Source organism: Oceanobacillus damuensis (assembly GCF_001618145.1).
Classification (GTDB): domain Bacteria; phylum Bacillota; class Bacilli; order Bacillales; family Amphibacillaceae; genus Oceanobacillus; species Oceanobacillus damuensis.
Map to the genome: position 1 here is coordinate 265,950 of NZ_LQNF01000003.1, position 16,821 is coordinate 282,770.

Genomic DNA, 16,821 nt, shown 5'->3' on the forward strand with positions numbered 1-16,821 from the left:
GGATTATTGTTTGGGGAACAATATCTCTAACAATATTAGTAATTTTCAAGGTTTATAATTAATCTAGTAGGTGGAAATTTACTACTTCTCTTCTTGTTATCCTAGCTCCATTATTGGGAATGGGGGAGCATACCATTTGAACACAGGTGATTCTTGCTGTATTTCAAGTGAATCTTATCTCCGAAATTTTTACCTCCCCTACTTGACATTCAAAAACCTACCCCATAGAATAAATGTAACCGATTTCAAAATAATGCGAAGATTAGGAGGTGTCCCCTTGTCTTTACGAGAAAAAAAGACAGCAAAGAAAAAAGAAGAGATTATTAGCACTGCAGTAAGCATCATAGCCGAAAAAGGCTACCAGCGAACGACAATGGAAGACATTGCCTCACGACTCCTCATGACAAAAGGATCCGTTTATTACTACTTCAAAGATAAACAGGATCTGCTTTTTCAAAGCCATCAATTGCTGCTCGAACGCAGTATTGAAAACATACATGACATCCAACAACTAGACATACCCATAACAGAAAAACTAAAGCAATCAATGATTGCGCATATTGATCATTTAATTAGCGAAAAATCAGGTTTCGAGTTAATGCTCAAGCCGGAGCAGTATTTTTCTGATTATCAATTGCAGGAGATTCAAAAGCTCCGGGAAGACTACAGTCGTTGTTTTGATCAGCTAATCGCTGAAGGTATCGGGACAGGTATTTTCGTATCATTGGATAAAAAAATCGTCCGCAATCTAGTTCTTGGGGCAATGAACTGGATTACTCAATGGTATTCATTGGATGGAAAACTTGGGAAAGAAGAGATGTCCGAAACGATTTCTGACTATTTAATGCGTATTCTTATCAAAAAAAAATGAAAAAGGATTAAGGTGAAATCTATGAATCTGGAAAACTGTATTGCGGTTATTACAGGCGGGGCTTCCGGACTGGGAGAAGCAACTGCCAGAAAGATTGTTGCCAGCGGGGGAAAAGCAGTATTGCTCGATCTGAACGAAGAAAGAGGGAATAGCATAGCTGAAGAGCTCGGTGAAAATGCAATCTACCTCAAAACCGATGTTACAGATGAACAAAGTGTAGAGCATACGCTTAATGAGGAAATTCATTCATTTGGCAAAATTAACACGGTCGTTAACTGTGCTGGTATTGCCATAGCAGAAAAGACTTACGGCAAAAAGGGCACCCACCAATTAACTTCCTTCTCCAAAGTAATCCAAATTAATTTAATCGGTACTTTCAATGTCATCCGTCTTGCAGCTGAAAAAATGGCCGCAAATGAACCGAATGCTAGTGAAGAGCGGGGCATAATCATCAATACAGCATCCGTCGCCGCCTTCGAAGGGCAAATTGGCCAGGTAGCATACAGTGCCTCCAAAGGCGGCGTTGCAGCCATGACCTTGCCGATTGCACGAGACCTTGCTCCACTAGGGATAAGGGTAATGGCCATCGCACCTGGTGTTTTTATGACACCGATGTTTGACACACTTCCGGAAAAAGCCCAGGAAGAATTAGGGAAGATGACACCATTTCCATCGAGGCTCGGTAAACCCGAGGAATATGCACAGTTAGTCCAAAGTATTATCGAAAACCCAATGCTTAATGGCGAGACAATTCGGCTTGATGGCGCAATTCGCATGCAGCCTAAATAATAAGGAAGGAAGTGTGTATATGAGAGAAGCGGTAATTGTTGAAGCAGTAAGGACGCCGGTAGGAAAACGAAATGGGGCATTGAGCGAAATCCGTGCGGAAGACTTGGCAGCTAAACCTTTGGAAGAAGTAATTAAGCGAGCGGGGATTTCGGCAGAGCTTGTTGAGGATGTCATTATGGGATGTGTAACGCAAACTGGGGAACAGGCTTTTGATATTGGCAGACAAGCGGCTTTGATTGCAGGATATCCCGTGGAAGTTCCGGGGACAACTATTGACCGGCAGTGCGGGTCAAGCCAGCAGGCAGTCCATTTTGCTGCACAGGCGATTATAAGCGGAGATATGGATGTGGTTGTTGCAGCTGGGATTGAAAATATGTCTCGTGTGCCAATGGGGTCAAATCAGCAGGGTGTAAAGCTGAGTAAGGCACTGACTACGAAATACGAAATCATTAATCAGGGACTCTCTGCGGATCGAATAGCCATTAAATGGGGAATCAGCAGGGAGGAAATGGATGCTTTCGCTATTCAAAGTCATGAGAAAGCGATTGTCGCGAGAAGCAATGGACATTTCGAAAAAGAAATAATGCCCTTGAATATCACGCGTGCTGATGGGACGCAAGCGATCATTAAAGAAGATGAAGGTCCCCGTGAGAATTCCTCCATGGAAAAGCTTGCAAGTCTAAAGCCTGCGTTTAAAGAGGATGGAACAATTACAGCGGGAAATGCGAGCCAAATCAGTGATGGAGCTGCAGCTATTCTTCTTATGTCACGCGAGAAAGCGGCAGAGCTCGGATTGAAACCGAGATTTCGGGTACTTGCAAGAACCGTGTTAGGGTCGGATCCGACGTTAATGCTGACAGGGCCAATTCCTGCAACAGAGAAAGTATTGAAGAAAGCAGGACTGAAACTTGATGATATCGATGTCTTCGAAGTAAATGAAGCATTTGCTTCGGTAGCAATTGCCTGGCTAAAAGAAACAGGTGCAGACCCGGATAAGCTCAATCCAAATGGTGGGGCAATCGCGCTCGGGCATCCCCTGGGTGCAAGCGGTGCGAGGCTGATGGTAACGATGATGCATGAGCTGGAGCGGACTGGTGGCCGGTATGGATTACAGACAATGTGTGAGGGGCATGGCATGGCCAATGCTACCATTGTCGAAAGATTGGACTGATCCATTCCGGAAAGGAGATACATCCATGCCATTACATTCAATTCGTGTGCTTGATCTTACCCGGTTACTCCCAGGTCCATACTGTACCATGATGCTTGCAGACTTTGGTGCGGAAGTGATCAAGGTGGAAGATCCTGTTGCAGGAGACTATTTAAGAGATTTCCAGCCGAAGACCGATGAGGACAGTGCATTTTTTCATTCTTTGAACAGAAACAAAAAAAGTATTTGTCTGGATTTGAAATCTGAAAAAGATCGAAAGCATTTTCTGATGCTCGTCGAAACTGCTGATGTAGTCGTTGAATCCTTCCGTCCTGGAGTCATGGAAAGGCTCGGTTTGGACTATGAAAACTTGAAAGACATCAATCCTGGAATCATCTATTGTGCGATAACTGGATACGGGCAAACAGGTCCGTACAAGGATAAACCTGGGCATGATATCAACTTTTTAAGTGATGCAGGCTTGCTGCATGTGATGGGAGAAAAAGATGGTAAGCCAGTGATTCCTGCAACGCAAATTGCAGATATCGGCGGCGGGGCTTATCCGGCCTTGACGGGTATCCTATTGGCATTGCTGGAACGTGGAAAATCAGGCAAAGGACAGTTTGTCGATGTTGCCATGCTTGATGGCGTTGTTTCCTGGATGCATATGCTTTTGCCAAGTTTTTTTGCTGGGCAAGATGTAAATCGCGGGGAAGAACTGCTCAATGGTGGATTTGCATGTTATCAAGTATACGAGACGAAAGATCAGCGGCACCTTTCAATGGGAGGAATCGAACCTAAATTCTGGGAAGCTTTTTGTGAAGGAATCGGGCGTACGGAGTTTATTCCTCTTTTGAATAAGCCGTTACATGTCCAAGAACAATTAATAGAACAAATCGGAGAAATTATTGCCGGCAAAACACTGGAAGAATGGCTGAAGATTTTTTCTGGAAAAGATGCATGTGTCTCCGCAGTTCAGACATTGGATGAGGCAGCAAAAGACCCTCAAATCATGGCAAGAGAAATGATTCAATCGGTTCAGCATCCACAATTGGGAAATATGAAACAGATTGGAATACCAATTAAGCTATCCGAATCACCAGGGAGAATTATAACGCATGCTCCAAAACGTGGGGAACATACGAATGAGATTCTTAGAGAAATTGGTGCAGTAAAAACTTAAAAGAAATTAATCCGTCAATAAATATCAGATTTTTTAAAATAGATAATCAGATAGGATTCTTAAAAACATTGATAAATAAGGTAGATTCTATTTTAAATCCAAGCCAAAAAGGAGTTTTAACCAAATGCAACTAAATGATCTAAAACGAAAGCTCACATTGCCCGTCATCATGGCGCCGATGTTTCTCATATCGAATCCGAAAATGGTAATCAGTGCTTGCGAATCCGGCATTATTGGTTCTTTTCCAGCTCTCAATGCCCGGACAAGGGAAACACTTGATGAGTGGATGGGTGAAATCAACACCGTGCTGGAACAAAAACGAATGGAAAACCCAGAAAGTGAGATTGCACCCTGGGCAATTAATTTTATAAGCCATAAATCAAATAAACGATTTTTTGAAGATCTGGAACTAATCCAAAAACATCAGCCTCCGGTTGTCATTACATCCCTGGGTGATCCAAGTCCTGTCGTTGAGATCGTCCATGAATATGGTGGGGTTGTGTTGTCGGATGTCATTAATACGAAATTTGCCAAAAAAGCATTGGAGAAAGGAAGCGATGGCCTCATTCTTGTTGCAAATGGTGCAGGTGGTCATGGAGGGACACTTAACCCGATTGCTTTTGTGCACGAAATAAGAAGCTTTTTCAATGGTCCGATAGTACTTGCAGGGGCGATGTCAAGGGGAGAGGATATTCTTGCGGCAGAGATTTTAGGGGCGGATTTTGCGTATATGGGTACACATTTCATCGCTGCAAAAGAGAGTGGAGCGAGTAAGGAATATATTGAAACGACCATTAAGTCAACCATTGATGACATTATCTACACGCCAGCATTTAGCGGCATTCCTGCCAATTACCTTATACCCAGTATCGTGAAGGCAGGTCTGGATCCCGACCATCTGCCTCAGAAAGGAAAGGTTGACTTTTCTGAGCTTGGAAACCCGGATATTCGTGCATGGAAGGATATATGGGGTGCAGGTCAGGGAGTCGGTGGAATCAAGAAATCCCAGTCTGTTGCAGAAATTACGAAAGAGCTGCTCGAACAGTATCGCACTGCACAGGGAAAAGTGGCAACAAAATATAAAGAGCTGACAAACAGCAAATAGATCAAAAAGTGAGGTGGCAGCATGTCGGAAGTTGTAAAGGTAAGAAAAGAAAATAAGATTGCCTATATTTCCATGAACAGGCCCGATAAGCGCAATGCACTATCCGTTGAGATGGCAAACCAACTATTGGATGCATTAAAAGATGCCAATCAGGATGAAGAGGTAAAAGCAATCATCCTTTCTGGAGAAGGAAAGGCTTTTTCTGCAGGCGGGGATTTGGAAACTTTGAACAGCCTGAACAATACAGCAGAAATTATGAAATATATGAAGCAGGCACTCGAGGTTATTCAGTCTATCAGAAAAAGCGATAAATATGTAATCAGTGCAGTCCATGGATTTGCGGCAGGAGCTGGATTCAGTATTGCGATTGCTGCTGACTTTGTCGTTGCTGAAACAAATGCAAAATTTGTCTGCAGCTTTACGAATGTAGGGATCATTCCTGATCTCGGACTTGTCAAGGCACTGTCGGAAAAACTGCCTTCAGCGATTGCCAAGGAATGGATTTCTTCCGGAAAACCAGTTTCCGCACAGGAGGCGTATGAAAGAGGTATCGTCAATAGAGTGATTGATGGTGACCTGTTGGAAGGAGCAGCAGATTTTGCCCAATTTATTGTGGATGGTCCACCACTGGCAAATCAGTTTGTAAAACAGTTGGTCAATCATTCTGATGAACTCACCTTTGATACGAATGATATGCAGGAAACTGCTGTACAGACGCTGCTTCTTCAAACGGAAGACAATCGAGAAGGAATCCGCGCATTTTTTGAGAAAAGAAAACCAGCTTTTAAAGGAAGGTAGACTACAACCTCAAACAGAAAGGAGGCGGGCAATGGCACAAGTAAAAAATACAACCGGGGATTCAGAAGAAATCGCGTTACTCAGAAAAAGTGTTCAGGAGTTTTGCAGAAAAGAAGTAGCTGATCACTATGCAGCATGGGAAAAACAAGGAAATATTCCAAGAGAAATGTGGAATAAGCTTGGGGAGCAAGGATTTTTATTGCCTGAAGTTCCGGAGCAACATGGCGGTCTGGCTACGAACTTTTTATATTCGACAACGATTATTGAGGAGTTCAGCAGACTTGGATTCAATTCTATTGCTGCAAATCTATCTGTTCATGATACGATTATTGCTCAGTATCTACTTAACTATGGAACGGAAAAGCAGAAAACGTATTACCTGCCTAAAATGGTTACAGGGGAACTTGTTGGGGCGATCGCAATGACGGAGCCCGCTGCGGGAAGTGATTTGCAGGGGATTAAAACAACCGCCATTTATAATGAAGCAACATCTTCTTATGTATTGAATGGATCGAAAACATTTATAACGAATGGCCAGCATTGTGATTTTGCCATCGTAGTTGCCAAAACAGATTTAGATGTAAAGCCTTCAAGGGGTACGACCTTGTTTCTCGTTGACGTTCCTGTTGAAGGGTTTGAACGTGGGACTAATTTAGAGAAAATAGGTCTGCATTCCTGTGATACCTCCGAGTTGTTTTTTGATGATGTACACGTCTATAAAAATGCCATTTTGGGAGAAAAAAACCAAGGCTTTAAAATTCTTATGAGCGAACTTCCGAGGGAAAGGCTGATTGTAGCAAACAGTGCAGTTGCATCGATGGAAGGCGTTTTGGAAAAGACCGTCCAATATGCAAAGGAGCGGGAACTTTTTGGTACGACGCTCGATACGTTTCAGAACACAAGATTTGTGCTGGCAGAGATGAAAACGAAGGCACGCGTGCATCGTTCTTTTGCAAATGAATGTACAGCGCTGTTGATCGCAGATGAGCTGGATTCAGTTACAGCAAGTATGGCGAAATTGAGTTGTACAGAGGCACAGGGCGAAGTGATAGACAAATGTCTGCAGCTTTTTGGCGGTTATGGCTATATGACGGAATATCCGGTAGCAAGAGCATATGCAGATGCAAGAGTACAGCGTATTTACGGGGGAACATCTGAAGTGATGAAACTGATCATCAGCAAGGATATGTTTTCCTAACCATAGCTAGTTGAAAACCTTCTATAAAATAAAAGGAGCTGGTAACATGTTTTCACCACTAACCCCCTTAGATTGGAAACGCCGTGCAATCAAATATTATCCAGAAAAAACGGCTGTCATTGATGGAGACAAGGAATTTACGTACAAAGAATTTGGTGATCGTACAGACAGGCTATCCGCTGCATTACTAGAAGCTGGTATCGAGCAAGGCGACCATGTGGCAGTCATGCTTCCGAATACACATTACATGCTCGAATGCTTTTATGGAATCTGTCAACTGGGGGCAGTCATGGTACCGTTGAATTACCGACTGACTGCAAAAGACCTGGAATATATTATCAATCACAGTGATGCAAAAATGTTGATTGTAGATGAGGAATTCACGAAACCAATCGAAGAAATTCAAAATAACCTATCACTCGATGAAATCATTGTAGTTCATGTAGATGGTCAGGAAACCTCGTTAACCGGTATAGAATACGAAAATTTTCTCGAAAAGGTTCCTGAAGATTATAAGCTTCCTGAGGTTGAATTTGATGAGAACGACCTTTTGACACTTAACTATACGAGTGGTACGACATCCAATCCGCCGGTTCACCACCAGCGGCAGCACTTATCGGAAAAGCACAGGATATTCTTGGGCTGAATATGATTCATGTTTACGGGCTGACGGAAACTTCACCTTTTATTTTATATAATGAATGGAAGAAAGAATTTGACTCCCAATCTGCCGAGGAACAGGCAACAATCAAGGCAAGACAAGGAATAGAACTTGCCTTTAATGGAGAGACAAAGGTCATCCACCAGGACGGGGAAGAGGTACGCTGGAATGGTGAGGAACTGGGGGAAATCATAACCCGCGGGAATGTTGTCATGAAGGGATATTATAAAGATCCTGATAAAACGAATGCCGCAATCAGGGATGGGTGGTTCTACACTGGGGATCTTGCAGTGACACATCCGGACGGGTTTATCGAAATACGCGACCGCGCAAAAGATTTGATCATTTCAGGCGGGGAAAATATTTCTTCTACAGAAGTAGAGGGGGTCCTGTACAAACATCCTGCTGTTTTAGAGGTTGCAGTCATTGCTATCCCCGATGAAAAATGGGGAGAGGTTCCGCTTGCTATCATTGTCCTCCATGCTGATGCGCAGCTTACCGAAGAGGAAGTTATTCGATACTGTCGTGACAATATGGCCCATTTTAAAGCACCAAAGGCGGTAACATTTGTGGAAGAACTTCCGAAAACAGCTACAGGTAAGCTGCAAAAATACCGTTTGCGTGAAATGTTCTGGGAAGGCTCAAAAAAGGTTAATTAGACAAAAGATATGCTGCGGCTTATAAGAACCAATCAGCATGCCTTTTTCAAAAAAAGAATTGGATGTGAATTTATCTTGCTGGATGAATACGGACTTAAAGTAGTTACGCTCGATCTCCCCTTCCGACTGAATCACGTTAACTGTTTCATTGCAGAAGGGGAAGATGGAGTACAGGTTATTGATGCTGGTCTTCATAATGAGCCTACAATCAGAAGATGGGAAAAAGAACTCGATGGAAAAAAGGTAACTGATATTCTGATTACCCACTACCATCCGGATCATTTTGGATATGCAGGTGCGTTGCAGGAAAAAACCGGTGCTAACGTTTGGATGACAAAAATCGATGCTGAAGCAGGGCTTGACGCTTGGCAAAACAAATTTTTAAATGAACTGACAGATAACTATCAACTGGCGGGTATTCCAGAAGATAAAGCAACTAAAATGATTTCCAATACAAGGGAGTTCGTGCCATTGGTTACACCATATCCAAAGGTGAATCATTATTTGGAGGAAGGTGATTTCATTCCAATTGGCAAGTACGAGTACGAGATCATCCATACTCCGGGTCATTCAGATGGATTGGTAACGTTCTATAACAAGGAAAAAGATATACTGCTTTCTACCGACCATATTCTTCCGAAAATAACACCGAATATTTCCTATTGGTTTCACGGTGAACCGAATCCATTGAAAAACTATCTGAACTCCTTGGACAAAATAAAAAAGCTGGATGCCGAACTCGTCGTACCATCTCATGGAAAGCCTTTTTATGGCGCAAACAAGCGGATTGAAGAGATAAAAGCACATCACAAGGAACGCCTGGAAGCACTGCTTGAAGGAATCAAAGGCGGCCGCACTGTCCATGAAGCTTCGGAAAAGCTGTTCAACAAAATCCTGACGATACATGAAATGCGATTTGCCATCGGAGAAACCCTTGCCCATTTGGAATACTTGCGCTTGGAAGGTCAATGTAAACGCGAACTGGTGGACGGGAAATATCGATATTTTACCTGATTTAACTTTCTTACCAATAAAATAAGTTCAAACGTTTAGCTGGTTGAAACTTAGAAAGCTACTAATAAACACTTTGCTAGATTGAAAAAATAAGGCTGGTTTTCGTAATTTTGTTGCCCTATGAGCGTCTCATTTTCTGTAAACTCCGAAGTAACTTAGTCTTATTCCCGGAGATATATGCTTCTCCCGCCGTCCGGGCTCGCTCTGGGCAGTCGCGCACCTTAGGGCACGGCCTCAGCCCCGAAGAGAAAACCACTCTTCTGGTCTTCGGAGACGTGCTTTTCTGCAGGACAAGGAACGCTTCGTCAGCGTCTGCACCTTCGTAAGAGAATTGGTTTATATTTTCGAGGAGTCGACTATCCGCCGCTCACCCGTACTGGTAAATTCGTATAATTAGATTTTGTTATTTAGTATGCAGTTTATTAACAGCAAACTTAACCAGCTCGGGGAAATACACGGAGACTCCAACGGGAGGAAAGGCATAGGTGAGACACTGAAATGCGTTAGCATGAAGGGGCTCACCAGCCGCCCGTGGAAAGCGCAGTGTATTTCCCCGAGCGGTCGTCGAAGCCACTTGTCTTAGCTTACGTCGCATTTTATATCAACTAGGATAAAAAAACAATAAAGTTATCTAAAAGAGCCCTGAGCTACTCAAGGCTCTTTTTTCAAGCCGATTGAAAATTTTTAATAGAACCCGCCTTTCAAACTCGGACATTCCTTTAAACACAGAACTCAAAGGTATATGATAGAAGAAAAATAACTTGGAGGAATCTCAAATGATCACACACCTGCAAGATACAGTCACACTGAACAACGGAATCAAAATGCCTGGATTCGGTCTTGGTGTTTACAAGGTTGAAAACGGCCAAACGGTTATAAATGCAGTTAAAACAGCAATTGAGCATGGGTACAGAAGTGTTGATACAGCTTCCTTTTATGATAATGAAGAAGGCGTTGGGCAAGGAATAAGGGAAACAGGCATCTCTCGCGAAGAGATTTTTATAACGTCAAAAGTATGGAATGAGGAACAGGGATACGAGAGCACGCTGAAAGCTTTTGACCGGAGTTTGGAGAAACTGGGTACAGATTATCTTGACCTGTATTTGATTCATTGGCCGGTTAAAGGTAAATATAAAGAAACATGGCGGGCGATGGAAGAGCTTTATGCGGATGGCAAGGTTCGTGCGATTGGTGTCAGTAATTTCCATCTGCATCATTTGCAGGATCTGATGCAGGACAGCAAGATTAAACCGGCCATCGATCAGGTAGAATACCATCCACATTTATCGCAGCCCGAGTTACGGGAGTTTTGTGAGATGGAAAATATTCAACTGGAAGCATGGTCACCATTAAAGCGAGGCAAGTTATTGGATGAGCCTACTTTAAGGAGGATTGCTGAAAAACACGGTAAATCTATTGCACAGGTTATCCTGCGCTGGGATATTCAGAACAATGTCGTAACGATTCCAAAGTCAGTTACAGATAAACGCATTATTGAAAATGCCGATATCTTTGATTTCATCCTGAAAGATGTGGAGATGGAAGAAATTAATTCGCTCAATATCAATGACCGCACAGGGACCAATCCGGACAGCTATGACTTGCAGGATTAATCAATTGAATGTTTTCACTCTATTTTGCAGCAGTGAGCATCCCAGAAAACGATGTACATGTTTTATTTTTCGAAACAAAGGGCAAAGAAAAGTAAAAATATGTTAAGGGATGTGAACATCATGCTAGCTGTAACAAACCAAGGAAAAAACAAAGTGGAAGTGAAAGACGTAAAGGCACCAAAGATCGAAAAAGATACAGATATGATCGTTAGGATAACTACGACTGCTATATGTGGTTCTGATTTGCATTTATATAGAAGCACGATACCACTCAGCAAAGATTATGTAATTGGTCATGAGCCAATGGGAATTGTTGAAGAAGTCGGGCCCGGGGTAAAAACAGTAAAAAAAGGGGATCGGGTTGTCATCCCTTTTAATGTAAGCTGCGGGGAATGCCACTTCTGTCAAAACCAGATGGAAAGTCAATGTGACAATGCCAATCCGCATCAAGACACGGGAGCATACTTCGGATACTCGGAAATGTTTGGAAATTACCCTGGCGGACAAGCAGAATACTTACGGGTACCATATGCTGACTTCACTTCCTTTGTCGTTCCGGAAAGCAGTGAACTTGACGATGAAAATCTGCTTTTCCTTTCAGATGTAGTGCCGACTGCATATTGGAGCGTGGAGAACAGCGGGGTAAAAAAAGGAGATACTGTCATCATCCTTGGTTCAGGTCCAATTGGTCTAATGACACAGAAATTTGCATGGCTTAAAGGAGCAAACCGTGTCATCGCGGTTGATCATAATGAACACCGCCTGTCACATGCGGAGAAAACGAATAAAGTGGAAACGTATAATTTTAAAGAATTTAAGGATATCGGAAAGCATCTTCATGAAATTACAAAAGGTGGAGCAGAAGTTGTGATTGACTGTGTAGGAATGGATGGAGATGTAACCGTGAAGGAGCATCTCAAAACGCTGACCGGTCAGGTTGGTTCCATTGATCCAATCATCACTGCAGCCCATTCGGTCAAAAAATTTGGTACAATCCAATTGACTGGTGTATATGGCTCACCGGCCACAGCATATCCACTGCAGTCGATCTTTTCACGAAACGTTACAGTGAAATCAGGTCAGGCACCAGTCATTCATTATATGCCAGAACTGTATAACATGGTTGAAGAAGGTGTATTCAATCCTACTGATATCATCACACACAGAGAAAGCCTGAGCAATGCGGCACATGCCTATGATATTTTTAATGCACAGGAAGACAATTGCATAAAAGTAGTTTTGAAACCATAGATCATCTTCATAGAAGAATGGCGCTCCTTTTCCAGGGGCGTCATTTTTTTGAAAGAAAATCTATAAAATTTAAAAAGCTATACCATACTGAACCAAAAACGAGCATACACTATTAACAGGCTCATTAATGAGAGAACTATTTCGACAAGGGGGGAGCCTATTATAAAAAACAGGGGGGATTTTTTTGAATGGGCATAAATTAGTCTGGGCGGTTGCAGTATTTTCTTTCTTAATTATTGTTTTTACTATAGCTTGGGAATTAGCGAGGGATAATGAAGAGTCTGTTTTAACGGAGCCAGATATTGAAACGGAAGAAAATGCAGAGATAGAAGAATCAGAAGAGTCAGAGGAAGCAGAAGGAGCGGAGGAAGTAGACTCCGAGGAAGAGACTGCTGACGTTGAAACAGATGCATTTGTTAAACAGCATAAACCTTATGATTATGCTGTCGCGCCTGCTTTTACGGCAGAAGAATTGAAAGCGCATCCAAAAGATAACTGGCTGACGAATGGTGGGAACTTGTCTAACCAGCGTTATTCGCCATTAGATCAAGTCAATACCTCCAATATTGGGGATCTAAAAGGGGAATGGGTTGCCAATTTAGGTTCCGGTATTGATTTTAAGTATTCGGGCGAGGCTTCTCCAGTAGTATACGACGGGGTTATGTATGTAATCACTGGGGCAAATGATGTGCTGGCACTGGATGCTGTCACCGGAGAAACGATTTGGGAATACCGTCCGCATATTACTGACAAGTTAACCACCGTATGCTGTGGGTGGACTAGTAGAGGAGTAGCGCTTGGAGAGGGATTGGTATTTGTTGGTCTGCTTGATGCAAGGCTTGTCGCCCTCGATCAAACGACTGGGGAAGTAGTGTGGGAGACGGTTGTTGATGATTGGAGAAAGGGGTACACAATAACAAATGCGCCACTTTACTATGACGGAAAAGTATATACTGGTGTTTCCGGCGGTGAATATGGGATCAGGGGCAGAATCACTGCTTTTGATGCAGAAATCGGCCGTGAATTATGGCGTTTCTATACCGTTCCTGGACCTGGTGAGTTAGGGCATGAGACATGGCCACAGGATAACAAAGCGTGGCTGTCTGGCGGGGCCCCTGTATGGCAGACGCCTGCAGTTGATCCGGAGCTCGGACTGATGTATTTTTCAACGGGAAATACTGCACCGGATTTGGATGGAAGCAACCGGGAAGGGGATAACTTGTTTGCTGACTCGATTGTAGCTTTGGATGTGGAAACCGGAGAGTATAAATGGCATTTTCAGCAGGTTCATCATGACATATGGGATTTGGATTCACCTAACCCGATTATTCTCTTTGATGTCGAAATAGATGGTGAAATGCGTAAAGGACTCGGCCAGGCAGGAAAAACCGGATGGATCTACTTCCTTGACCGGACAAATGGAGAACCATTGATTGGTATTGAAGAAACACCTGTACCGCAGGATGAGCGGCAAAAAACGTCGCCGACCCAGCCGATTCCTAAAGGAGACGCATTTGTTCCGCAGACTATTACACCGGAAGATATCGAACGTGATCTATCGGATGAATTTGCAGGAGAATATGGAGGGATATTTACACCATTCTGGGAAGAGCCGATTACATTAAAACCATCACCATTTGGCGGGGCGAACTGGCCAGCATCGTCCTACAATCCTGAAACTGAATATTTCTATGTGCTGGGAACTGACTCTTATATGGCATATACAAGGAGTGATGAAGAGTTTGATCCGGATGCCATTGAAGAAGGACATACTTGGATTGGAAGTATCATGGCTCCAGTAACCGATGCACCTGTAAGGGGAACAGTAACAGCGATGGATGTAAAGACGAATACGATCGCCTGGCAGCAGGAATGGGACGCGATGGCATATAGTGGCACAATGACGACGAAAGGAAATCTCTTGTTTGTAGGACACAATGATGGCAGGTTTATCGCATATGATGCAACGACTGGGGAGCAGCTTTGGGAATTTATGACAGATGCAGGAGTAAATGCTCCTCCGATATCCTATGAAATAGACGGAAAGCAGTATATAACCGTCTTTGCGGCAGGTAATTCTCTGGCAGGAAGCAAGCATGGAGATTCTGTATGGACGTTTTCTTTGGAAGGAACCATTGAGACGGTGGATGATGTAATCAAAAGCGGCGCTGAAGAAACAACAGATGAAGAAGAGGATGAATCAGCTGAGGGTGCTGCATCGCTGGAAGGGCAGACTGCAAGTGGCCTTGAAATCTATGAAAGTAACTGTCTTGCATGTCATGGAACTGAAGGAGTAAATGGACATAACGGTCCAAATCTTCAGGCGAGTAATATAGCTCCAGACAAGCAAGCAGTCATGGCGAGAATAAAAGAGGGCGGAGAATCGATGCCATCTTTTGAAGGTACACTCACAGACCAGGAAATTGATGACGTTGCCGCTTATATTAGTGAGATAGTCGCAAATCTGGGTGACTAGAATAATATTGATGCAGGAGGCTATTATCCTGCATCAATTTTTTTTTGCAAGTAAGGCATTTTCCCAAAGGCATGGCGCATGCCAAGTTTTCTAAAACAAAGTATGCATGTTCAGGGTTTTAATTTAAGATGATATAGCTTACAATCTAGATTGGAATTCATTTTGCCAGATTACGAGGAGAATATATAATCATGAAGCGATTCATTACCATTACCATTCTAGTTTTACTCCCTGTCCTGTTTTTGAGCGGCTGTTTGAACCCCTCCGTTGTTACAGTGGTTGAAAGAGCCTATGAAGCAGCTTTGATGGAAAATGATGCACTGCTCGAGACCTTTTTTTCGGAAGAATATCTTGCTGAGCATCCATTGGACGAGTTGTCGATTGAGATGGCCGAGGATGTACGAAACAGACAGGGGACGAAGCTGATGAACATGAAAGAGCATCGAGGTCATTTAAATCCGGAAATTGTGAAACTGCTTGATGATGAATATGCAGGAGAATGGAACTTTGTCGCTGTACAAACAGATGACGAGACAATCATGACATGGATTGTGCAAAAAGGGGAAAGCAAGTATTCTATTGTAGACGGTAAGAAGATGAATGCGGATGTATATCTTGAGGAAGTTCTAAAATAATGTTTTTTTATCGCAAAAAGGGTTAGGCTAACAATATCGGTAATATTCTCAAGTCTATTCCCTAAAAGTCTTAATATTTACAAATTATTTCCAGTAAACGAAACTAATTGACACTAGTCTTTTTCTGTTTTATTATGTACACCTAGTATATTTTTACCATATTTTTAAACTGCTTTATATGTAATTCCGTATGTATTCCACATGATACCTTTGGCGTATCATTTAAATTCCCTTGAAAAAAGAATAGGTTTTCCCACCATTTCAACTATCCCTGGGTTTATCAAAATCAGAATTTTCAATTAAATATCGCTGTATTTGGCGTTTTAAAATCAGATGAGGAGGGCTAATATGACCCTAAAAAAGAGTATAACACCAATTATTATTGGATTAATTTTTATAAGTCTTGTGTTACTGGGAAATTCGGCATTAAACAAAGGAGTTGACGCCGATGATTCCGATACAATTCATTTACGTCTTGGCCAGGTTAAAGCAGCATCTCATGCAGTGTCGTTGGGTATAGATAAGTTTGCGGAATTAGTTGAGGAAAAATCAAATGGTGAAATCGTTATTGAAACATTTCATGATGGACTGATTGGTAATGATCGTGAGGTAATAGAAAGTGCCCAAATGGGAAGCATTGAGCTTGCCAGTTCATCGACACCGAACATGACCAGTTTTACGAATTATTTTACCGCCTGGGATCTTCCTTACATTTTTGAAACGAAGGAAGAAGTATATACGGCTATTGATGGAAAGCCTGGCGACATCGTACGTGAGCAAATGGAGAATAATGGATTTAAAGTTATATTTTTCCCGGATTATGGTTACAGGCAGATCGTAAATAATGAACGGCCTATAAGGGTTCCCGAAGATATGGAAGGGTTAAAAATCAGAACGACCAATTCAAGAATCGAACAGGCCGATTTTATTCAATATGGTTCAAACCCGACACCTGTAGCATGGTCGGAAGTTTTCACGGCTCTTCAGCAAGGAACGGTTGAGGGAGAAGGAAACAGCTATTCCTTACTTTGGGATTCGAAGCATCAGGAAGTATTGGATTATGCGACAGAAGTAAACTATAACTATAGTTCAGATATTGTTGTCATGAATTTGGAATTTTTTAATGATCTGTCTGAGGAACACCAGCAGATCATCATGGAAGCTGGAGCGGAAGCAACAGAATGGCAGCGTGTGATTGCAAATGAAAATGATGAAAAAGCGAAACAGGATTTTATAGATTATGGCATCGAAGTATATGAGCCGACCGAAGAGGAAATGCGAGAATGGAAACAAGTGGTGGAACCGGTATGGGATCAGTTTGTAGTTGAAGGAATTGCAGATCCGGAATACGTCGACATTATCCTGGATACGTTAGGTAAAACAAAGGAAGACATTTTTGAGTAACCATTTCCCGACAA

At 42.6% G+C, this 16,821-nt stretch carries 13 protein-coding genes and 1 pseudogene; all 14 read left to right on the top strand.

Going from position 1 to position 16,821, the window contains the following annotated elements:
• Positions 1 to 277 precede the first annotated feature (277 nt).
• The gene (locus tag A4245_RS04825; RefSeq protein ID WP_067726194.1) at positions 278 to 871 is read left to right on the top strand and encodes a TetR/AcrR family transcriptional regulator; all 594 of its coding nucleotides are present in this window, start codon (positions 278 to 280) and stop codon (positions 869 to 871) included.
• A gap of 21 nt (positions 872 to 892) precedes the next feature.
• Positions 893 to 1,660, top strand: coding sequence for a 3-hydroxyacyl-CoA dehydrogenase (locus tag A4245_RS04830; RefSeq protein ID WP_067726196.1), 768 nt, complete (start codon positions 893 to 895; stop codon positions 1,658 to 1,660).
• 19 nt (positions 1,661 to 1,679) lie between these two features.
• Positions 1,680 to 2,831 carry a thiolase family protein gene (locus A4245_RS04835; protein ID WP_067726198.1) on the top strand — a complete coding sequence of 384 codons (1,152 nt, stop codon included), beginning with the start codon at positions 1,680 to 1,682 and terminating at the stop codon, positions 2,829 to 2,831.
• A gap of 25 nt (positions 2,832 to 2,856) precedes the next feature.
• Positions 2,857 to 3,993, top strand: coding sequence for a CaiB/BaiF CoA transferase family protein (locus tag A4245_RS04840; RefSeq protein WP_067726200.1), 1,137 nt, complete (start codon positions 2,857 to 2,859; stop codon positions 3,991 to 3,993).
• Positions 3,994 to 4,117: 124 nt separating this feature from the next.
• Complete coding sequence (locus tag A4245_RS04845; RefSeq protein ID WP_067726202.1) at positions 4,118 to 5,098, top strand: NAD(P)H-dependent flavin oxidoreductase; 981 nt, start codon at positions 4,118 to 4,120, stop codon at positions 5,096 to 5,098.
• A gap of 21 nt (positions 5,099 to 5,119) precedes the next feature.
• Complete coding sequence (locus A4245_RS04850) at positions 5,120 to 5,896, top strand: enoyl-CoA hydratase/isomerase family protein (RefSeq protein WP_067726204.1); 777 nt, start codon at positions 5,120 to 5,122, stop codon at positions 5,894 to 5,896.
• A gap of 31 nt (positions 5,897 to 5,927) precedes the next feature.
• Complete coding sequence (locus A4245_RS04855) at positions 5,928 to 7,094, top strand: acyl-CoA dehydrogenase family protein (protein ID WP_067726205.1); 1,167 nt, start codon at positions 5,928 to 5,930, stop codon at positions 7,092 to 7,094.
• A 46-nt stretch (positions 7,095 to 7,140) separates the two neighbouring features.
• Positions 7,141 to 8,414, top strand: a pseudogene (locus A4245_RS04860) (AMP-binding protein).
• Between the two features lie 75 nt (positions 8,415 to 8,489).
• A complete protein-coding gene (locus A4245_RS04865) occupies positions 8,490 to 9,428 on the top strand; it encodes an MBL fold metallo-hydrolase (RefSeq protein WP_067726306.1) in 939 nt (312 codons plus the stop codon).
• Positions 9,429 to 10,204: 776 nt separating this feature from the next.
• Positions 10,205 to 11,041 carry an aldo/keto reductase gene (locus A4245_RS04870; RefSeq protein WP_067726207.1) on the top strand — a complete coding sequence of 279 codons (837 nt, stop codon included), beginning with the start codon at positions 10,205 to 10,207 and terminating at the stop codon, positions 11,039 to 11,041.
• 120 nt (positions 11,042 to 11,161) lie between these two features.
• Positions 11,162 to 12,292 carry a zinc-dependent alcohol dehydrogenase gene (locus A4245_RS04875; protein ID WP_067726308.1) on the top strand — a complete coding sequence of 377 codons (1,131 nt, stop codon included), beginning with the start codon at positions 11,162 to 11,164 and terminating at the stop codon, positions 12,290 to 12,292.
• Between the two features lie 184 nt (positions 12,293 to 12,476).
• Entirely contained in the window at positions 12,477 to 14,768 is a 2,292-nt protein-coding gene (locus tag A4245_RS04880; RefSeq protein ID WP_084268673.1) for an outer membrane protein assembly factor BamB family protein, read from the top strand.
• 191 nt (positions 14,769 to 14,959) lie between these two features.
• A complete protein-coding gene (locus A4245_RS04885; protein WP_067726209.1) occupies positions 14,960 to 15,403 on the top strand; it encodes a hypothetical protein in 444 nt (147 codons plus the stop codon).
• Between the two features lie 348 nt (positions 15,404 to 15,751).
• Positions 15,752 to 16,807, top strand: coding sequence for a TRAP transporter substrate-binding protein (locus tag A4245_RS04890; protein ID WP_157087657.1), 1,056 nt, complete (start codon positions 15,752 to 15,754; stop codon positions 16,805 to 16,807).
• Positions 16,808 to 16,821 lie beyond the last annotated feature (14 nt).